The sequence below is a fragment of the Burkholderiales bacterium genome (assembly GCA_035518095.1).
GTDB lineage: Bacteria > Pseudomonadota > Gammaproteobacteria > Burkholderiales > JAHFRG01 > JAHFRG01.
Genome location: DATIXX010000035.1, coordinates 102,508 through 109,861 on the forward strand (window position 1 = coordinate 102,508; position 7,354 = coordinate 109,861).

Consider the following 7,354-nt stretch of genomic DNA (forward strand, 5'->3'; position numbering starts at 1 on the left):
TCAGCCGGCACCCGTCAAGCCAAGGCGCAGCGCAAGCTGTTCTGCCAGCTTACCCTGGGGCGTCCCGACCTGCTGCGGGGCAACGTTCAATATATGTGCAACTTCGTCTGTTCCGAGCGCCTCTTGCGTCGCCAGTTGTTGCTCGAGAACAGCAAGCCCGGCTTCCGAAGCATCTTTTGCCTCGCGCTCGCGCCGCACGATCCGGTCGCGCAGCACGGCCTGCGGCGCAGTGCACGACAGGATTACGAAAGGCACCTCCATCTCGCGTGCCAGCCTGCGAAATAATTCACGCTGTTGGCGGACGAGGAACGCCGCATCCACAATGACCGGATAGTCGGCCGCTATGACTTGGCGCGCGAGTTCCGCCAGATGGTTATAAGTACGCTCGGTTTCGTCGGGCGTATAAATTCCGGCAGCGAGGCTGCTGTCGGTTCGCGCCTGCGGCGCCAGGCCGTGCAGCCGCTTGCGCTCCACGTCGGAGCGCAGCCTAACCGCGCCCAGCGACTCGAGCAGCGATTGCGCGATTGTGGTCTTTCCCGACCCCGAAAGCCCGTGCATGATGATCAACGCGCGCGGAGAATGCGCGGAAAGCGATTCGGCAAGCTGAAGTCGGCTTTGGTACTTCCGAAGCGCGCCGGACTTTTCCTGGCCCTCAACATGCGGCTGGTGTGCGCGAATGCAGGACACCTTGGCGCGAACCAGAGCGCGATAGACAAGATAATACCGCAGCACCCGCATTCCCGCGTAGTCTCCCGTTGCCTCAAGATATCGGTTCAGGAAGCGAAAAGCGAGCGTCCGAAGCTGGTGGTCAATCAAATCCATCGTCAGGAATGCCACTTCGTTCATGACGTCGATCCAGCGAAATTCCTCATTAAACTCGATGCAGTCAAACGGGGTCGGCACATCATCGAGCAATGCGATGTTGCCAAGATGCAGATCGCCGTGACATTCGCGAATAAAGCCGCCGCGTTTACGCGCATCGAATAACGCATAGAGCGCAGTGTGTTCGCGCTCGGTCCAGGCGCGGAGCTGTCGCAACAGCTCGCGCTGCGGCGTCGCTTGCGCGAGTTCCTGCATCTGGTCGAAATTCTGGATTGCGGGCGCCAATACCAGCTGCGGTGAGCCAAACCGCAGCTTCGTAGCGGCGCGCTCAATAGTGCAATGGAATTCGGCGACGACCCGCGCGAGAGAATCCACCTGCTTGGGCGTGAGCGTTCCGCTTTTCGCCATCCGGTCAAGCAAGGCCTGTTGCGGGAATTGGCGCATCTTGACTGCGAATTCGATGGCCGGCCCGGCGCCACCCAGCACCGGCTTTGACTCGCTGCCCGCGATAGGGATTACATCCAAATACAGTTGCGGTGCGGTGCGCCGGTTGAGACGCAGTTCTTCACAGCAGTAGAAACGCCGTGACTCGAGTGAGCGAAAATCCAGGAAACCAAGATTGACCGGTTTTTTTATTTTGTATGCGTAATCGCCGGTCAATAAAATCCAGGAAATATGCGTCTCCATCCGGTCCACGCGCTGGACCGGGTGCGGATAGCGGTTGGGCTCGCTCAGCGCCGCGATGAGTCTTTCAGAACTTGACTGCCCAGCGGCGAATGCACCCGGGGGCAGTTGGCCGCCGCTTGATTGCGTCATGGTTCCCGATAATTTTCTCGTTTAGCCGAGTTTCCCATCGAATGGGACGCGTTCACAACTCATCGTGTGAACGCAGCAGCTTATACGTGCAAAGTTTAAGCGTGTCGTTAAACACCACCCAGGCAAGCGCATACGCCCAGATCCAGAGCGCGTACTTCCACCCGACCGGCGTCACAAGGACGCCATACACAACGATGAGCGTCGCGAGCACCGCGGACCAGAAGCTGGCGTGCAGCAGGAGCCTGGACGGGAATGGGCGCTTCCAGAACCAGTCCTCGGTGCGCGTCAAGAAAATGGTTGCGTGGCCGGCCACCACCAGCTTGAGAAAGATCAGCGACTGGATCACGTCTTTTGGAAACTTCATCTCGACCAGGATGTAGAACAGGCCAAAAGATGCCACTATGCCGATGACGCCCAGAATGGTGGACACGGTGAGCAGCTCGGTCATGTTCCAGCGCACCGGCTGCTTCGACACTTTAGTGTGGTCATAAGCGATGGTGAGTATCGGGATGTCGTTAAGCAACGCCAGCAGAATGATCATCAGCGCCGTCACCGGATAGAAATTGAATAGCACGATGCTGGCAGTCATGAACAGGATAACCCGTATAGTCTCGGCAATGCGATAAATCGCGTAGCTCTTCATGCGCTCAAAAGTGATGCGCGCCTGTTTAATCGCCTCGTTGATGACGTCGAGCCCGGGCGCAGTGAGAATGATGTCTGCTGCGGCGCGCGCCGCATCGGTGGCATTGGACACCGCGATGCCGCAGTCGGCTCTTTTCAGGGCCGGTGCGTCGTTGACACCGTCGCCGGTCATGGCAACGATATGTCCGCCTTTTTGCAACGTGTCAACGATGCGAAATTTATCCTCGGGCACCACCTGGGCGAAGATATCCACCGACTCGATCATCTCGACGATCGCCGATTCGTGCGTGTGAAGGAACTCCCGTTCCAGCAGGCGGGTGTCGTACATGGTTCCCACCCCTTCCATCACTTCTTTGGCGAAGCGCTGCGCGTCGCGACTTGAGACCTCGGGCTTGAGGCGCTGATAGATCGCGGCGGAGAGCACTGAGGCCAAGCTCAGCAACTCGCTGCCGGCGCTGCCGGAAAGTTGCTCCGAGCGCATGGTGCGGGGCTTGAGTCCCAACAAGCGTCCGATCTCGACGGCGATGGCAAGATTGTCGCCCGTGACCATCTTCACTTCCACGCCGTGGGCGCCCATGTCCGAAATCACCTGCTTTGAATCATCTCGCGGCGGGTCATACAGGGGTATCAGGCCCAGCAACTCGAGGGGTGCATCGCCTGTTTTGCGACCGACCGCAAGGGTGCGGTATCCCTTGGAAGCCAGCGCGTCCACTTTTTTGTTGATATCTTGCACCTGTTCGTCAGAAAGCTGCGCCATTCCCACCAGCACTTGCGCCGCGCCTTTCACGGCGGTAAAGCGCTCCGGGCCCTTCTCGACTTCCGCCTCGGTGCGCTTATGCACCGGATCAAACGGCGCAAATCGCGATTGGCGGTAGGATTTCCAGTCGAGTTCAGGAAAGTGCGCGTCGATGTACTCAAAAATCGGCAGTTCAATCGGGTCACGGTTTTCGGGCCTTGACGCGAGCGCAGCTACCAGAAACAGCTCTTTCTCGTCATGCTTGTCCAGAACTACGGGATCGGCCACGCGCATTTCGTTTTTGGTGAGCGTCCCTGTTTTGTCGGAGCAGAATATGTCGACGCCTGCGAGTTCCTCGATAGCCGTCAGGCGCGAGACGATGGCCTTGCGGCGCGCGAGGTTGAGCGCCCCGACTGCCATGGTGACCGACAATACCGCAGGCAGGGCGACCGGGATTGCCGCCACCGTCAGCACCAGCGCAAAGCGCGCAATCTCGAGGAAGTGTTCATGCCTGAATAGTGCGACCATGACAATTAACACCACCAAAGCGATCGTTACCATGATCAAGAAGTCGCCGATCCGGATCACCATTTTCTGAAAATGACTGCGCTCTTCCAGGGCCGCTTTGGCGACCAGGGCCACCACCGTATGGAAATTGGTGCTGGATCCGGTATTCACTACCACCGCCAGCATTTCCCCCTGCTTGACGATGGTATTGGCGTAAGCGATCGCGTCGATTTTCTTGCTCACCGGCAGGGATTCACCGGTGAGCGCCGACTGATCGATCAGCAGGTAGTCGCCCTGCAGCAACTGCACGTCGGCCGGGACAATGTTGCCAATGCGCAGCTTTATGATGTCGCCCGGTACCAGCTCGCGGGCGAGGACTGTTTTGAAAGCGCCGTCGCGTAGAACCACGACTTCGCTGGCCAGACGTTGTTTTAGAGCCTTAAGCGCGTTGAGAGCGCGATGCTCCTGAAAGAAATCCAGTCCGGCATTGACCAGAAGCATGACGAGGATGATGCCAAAATCCTCCCACTTCTGCACCACCGCCGACAGGATGGCCGCGACCTCGATCATCCACGGAATCGGACCCCAGAAACGGCGGAAAACGCGGTGCCAAAGGGGTTCTTCTTTTTCCGTAATTTCGTTGTATCCGAAACGCGCCAGCTGCTGTTGCACCTGCTGAGTGGTCAGTCCGTGCTTGGCGTCAACATCGAACGCGCTCACAGTCTTGGGGGCTGATTGCTGAGCGTAGTCGTCGGTTTTCCGGACCGCTTGGTCCGGTTTGTCCGGGAGTCCCGTTGCCACGTCTTCCACTCCTGCTCCTTTGAACCCCCACGTATTTTGTCACCGGTCCAAAACACAGTATTGGAGCCGTACGACTCCGCGAGGAAACGTACCGCCGTTTAGAGTGTTAACCGCTGAGCGGGCGGTGTTTGCCAACAGTTATGCGTTTCGCTTGTTGGCCTTGGCCTGCGGACTCCTCGATAAATTGAACCGCAATGCCGATCTCGAGCTGATCGAAAGACGGCTCCACCACGTTGTCACGGCTGAAATAGAGCTCGCGCCCGTCAGCGGTCTCGATGAAGCCGTAGCCCTCTTCGAGAAACAAGCGCACTACCTTGCCGTGCTGCGGCATTACGTGCGCCTTGACGACGCCACGTTGGACTCGCACGACGTCCTCGAGTTTCCGGGCGGCGGCATCGAAAGCGTCGCGCACCGCCACGTAGATGTCCTCGTGATGATCGCGATCGATAGCCAGCTCGTGCCCGGGCACGCGGATGTCGAGGCGAACGTTGAACTGCTTGCCTTGGTGATGGTGACGATCGCGCTCCTCGACGACGACGCGGCAACTGATAATGCGCGGATGAAATTCCTCGAGCTTCGCAGCTTTCTCGCGAATACGCGTTTCCACCGCGTCGGAGTGCTGAAAATTACGGAAGGTAATTTGCAAAGGGACTTGCATGGGTAAATTTGCCTCCTGGTACGATATTGTTGAGTTACGACGACTTCCAAAGCGGACCGCTGCTTCAACAAAAATATTATGCGCTCTGTTGCAGTAACGCTTTTGATTTTAATCAAGCCAAAGCGCCGGCAATGCATGAACGTATTTTGAACCCACCCAATCGAGCGCGTGCCGAACCTTCGGGCAGGCATCTGCGGCGCGAGGGATCAAAAGCGATTTGCGCCACGCTGTTTACAGATCGGGTGCCGTGAAATTACCTATCGAGCCGAGCGAGCAAGTCTTGCGCATCGGGTCGACCACAGGACGCTCGAGGTCGAAGCTTTTGGTATCGTACGGAGTCGACAGACACGCGCGTCAGCATAATACGCGCCAGCCTGAGAATTTTCTACCCGTTATAGCCGCAAGCTCTGCGGGCCGCCGACGGGCGGTTTAGTATTCCATTCCTGCCGGCGCGGCGCCGCCCGCTTCGACCTTTTCGGGCAGCTGCGCGATCATGCAATCGGTCGTTAACATTAATCCGGCGATTGAGGCTGCGTTCTGCAATGCCGTGCGCGTCACTTTGCGTGGATCCAGGACGCCCATCTGCACCATATCGCCGTATTCATTGGTGAGCGCGTTGAAACCGAAATTATCTTTTCCCTCAAGTACCCGATTGAGGACCACCGACGGCTCCTCTCCGGCGTTCGCCACTATTTGGCGCAGCGGCTCTTCCAGTGCGCGCAGCACGATTTTGATACCGGCATCCTGATCGAGGTTCTCCCCGTGAAGTGCGCTAAGGCGCGCGCGGGCACGCAGAAGGGCAACGCCGCCGCCCGGCAGGATGCCCTCTTCCACCGCTGCGTGCGTTGCATGCAGCGCATCCTCGACGCGGGATTTCTTCTCTTTCATCTCGGTTTCGGTCGCAGCGCCGACTTTTACGATGGCGACGCCGCCGGCGAGCTTTGCCACGCGTTCTTGCAGCTTCTCTTTATCGTAATCGCTGGTGGCATCCTTTACTTGCTGCCGGATTTCGGCAACCCGTGCTGCGATCTTTGCGGCTTGGCCGGCGCCGCCGATAAGGGTGGTGTTGTCCTTGTCGACCTCGACCCGCTTGGCGCGGCCAAGATCTTTGAGCGTTGCCTTCTCCAGCGTCAGGCCGACTTCCTCTGCAATGACACGGCCTCCGGTAAGAACCGCGATGTCCTCCAACATGGATTTGCGGCGGTCGCCGAAGCCCGGCGCCTTAACCGCGCAAGTCTTGAGCACGCCGCGCAGTGTGTTGACAACCAGCGTCGCCAGCGCTTCGCCCTCGACATCTTCGGCTATGACCAGCAGCGTCTTTCCCGCTTTCGCAACCTGTTCCAGCACCGGCAGCAAGTCGTGAATCGAGGAAATCTTCTTGTCGTAAACCAGAATGTATGCCTCTTCCAGTATCGAGCGCTGTTTCTCGGCAGTGTTGATGAAGTACGGCGACAAATAGCCGCGATCGAACTGCATTCCTTCGACGACTTCCAGCTCGCTGTTTAGGCCCGAGCCATCTTCAACCGTTATAACCCCCTCCTTGCCCACTTTCTCCATCGCATTGGCAATGATCTCGCCGATCGAGGGGTCGGAGTTCGCCGAAACCGTCGCCACTTGGGTAATCTCCGTGCGCGTGGCGCAAGGTTTCGCCATCCGTTCGAGTTCAGCCACGATTGCAGTGACCGCCAGATCGATGCCTCGTTTAAGGTCCATCGGATTCATGCCGGCAGCGACATATTTCATGCCTTCGGCGAGTATGCCGTAAGCCAGTAATGTCGCCGTTGTGGTTCCATCACCGGCGACGTCCGAGGTCTTGACGGCGACTTCTTTCACCATCTGCACACCCATGTTTTCGAGAGGATCCTTGAGCTCGATTTCCTTTGCCACCACGACTCCGGAGTTAATGATGGTTGGCGCGCCGTAAGATCGCTCCAGCACCACGGTGCGAGCTTTGGGCCCGAGGGTGGGACGCACTGCGTTTGCAAGAAGAGTCACGCCCGCCATGATCTTGCGGTGCGCATCATGGCGAAAGAACAGTTGTTTGGCAGTCATGTTAGTCTTTATATATTAGAAATGAATGAATTGTATTATCAGGTCCGCCGCGCTTTGCTTGATTTAGATCAAGATCAGTTGCGTTAGTCCGCGATTAACTGTACGCAACTGGATTATCCCATAACCGTCTGCATTCGACAGCTATGCCCTGGAACAGCGAACGCTTTCCTACTTCAATGAAGCATCTTGAACCGGCAGTGCGCGACAAGGCGATCGCTATCGCCAACGCTCTGCTCGCCGAAGGCTACCCGGAAGGCCAGGCAATTCGGATCGCCATCGGGCAGGCAAAACAGTGGGCCAGACGTCATTTGGGCAATGCG

4 protein-coding genes are annotated in these 7,354 nt (G+C 57.9%); all 4 read right to left on the reverse strand.

Features of this window, described 5'->3' with window-relative positions; genetic code table 11:
• The 4 genes from VLV32_06710 to groL all read right to left on the reverse strand — a co-directional run bounded on the left by VLV32_06710 (nucleotide 1) and on the right by groL (nucleotide 7,034).
• Entirely contained in the window at nucleotides 1-1,638 is a 1,638-nt protein-coding gene (locus VLV32_06710) for an AAA family ATPase (protein ID HUL41577.1), read from the reverse strand.
• A 52-nt stretch (nucleotides 1,639-1,690) separates the two neighbouring features.
• Nucleotides 1,691-4,333 (reverse strand): plasma-membrane proton-efflux P-type ATPase, encoded by a 2,643-nt coding sequence (locus VLV32_06715; GenBank protein ID HUL41578.1) that lies wholly within the window; start codon nucleotides 4,331-4,333, stop codon nucleotides 1,691-1,693.
• A 97-nt stretch (nucleotides 4,334-4,430) separates the two neighbouring features.
• Nucleotides 4,431-4,982 carry an HPF/RaiA family ribosome-associated protein gene (locus tag VLV32_06720; protein HUL41579.1) on the reverse strand — a complete coding sequence of 184 codons (552 nt, stop codon included), beginning with the start codon at nucleotides 4,980-4,982 and terminating at the stop codon, nucleotides 4,431-4,433.
• 429 nt (nucleotides 4,983-5,411) lie between these two features.
• A complete protein-coding gene (gene groL / locus VLV32_06725) occupies nucleotides 5,412-7,034 on the reverse strand; it encodes a chaperonin GroEL (GenBank protein HUL41580.1) in 1,623 nt (540 codons plus the stop codon).
• Nucleotides 7,035-7,354: the final 320 nt, after the last annotated feature.

Coding starts and splice junctions, on each gene's coding strand:
- VLV32_06710 (HUL41577.1), bottom strand. CDS start 1,638: ATGACGCAATCAAGCGGCGGCCAACTGCCCCCGGGTGCATTCGCCGCT.
- VLV32_06720 (HUL41579.1), bottom strand. CDS start 4,982: ATGCAAGTCCCTTTGCAAATTACCTTCCGTAATTTTCAGCACTCCGAC.
- groL (HUL41580.1), bottom strand. CDS start 7,034: ATGACTGCCAAACAACTGTTCTTTCGCCATGATGCGCACCGCAAGATC.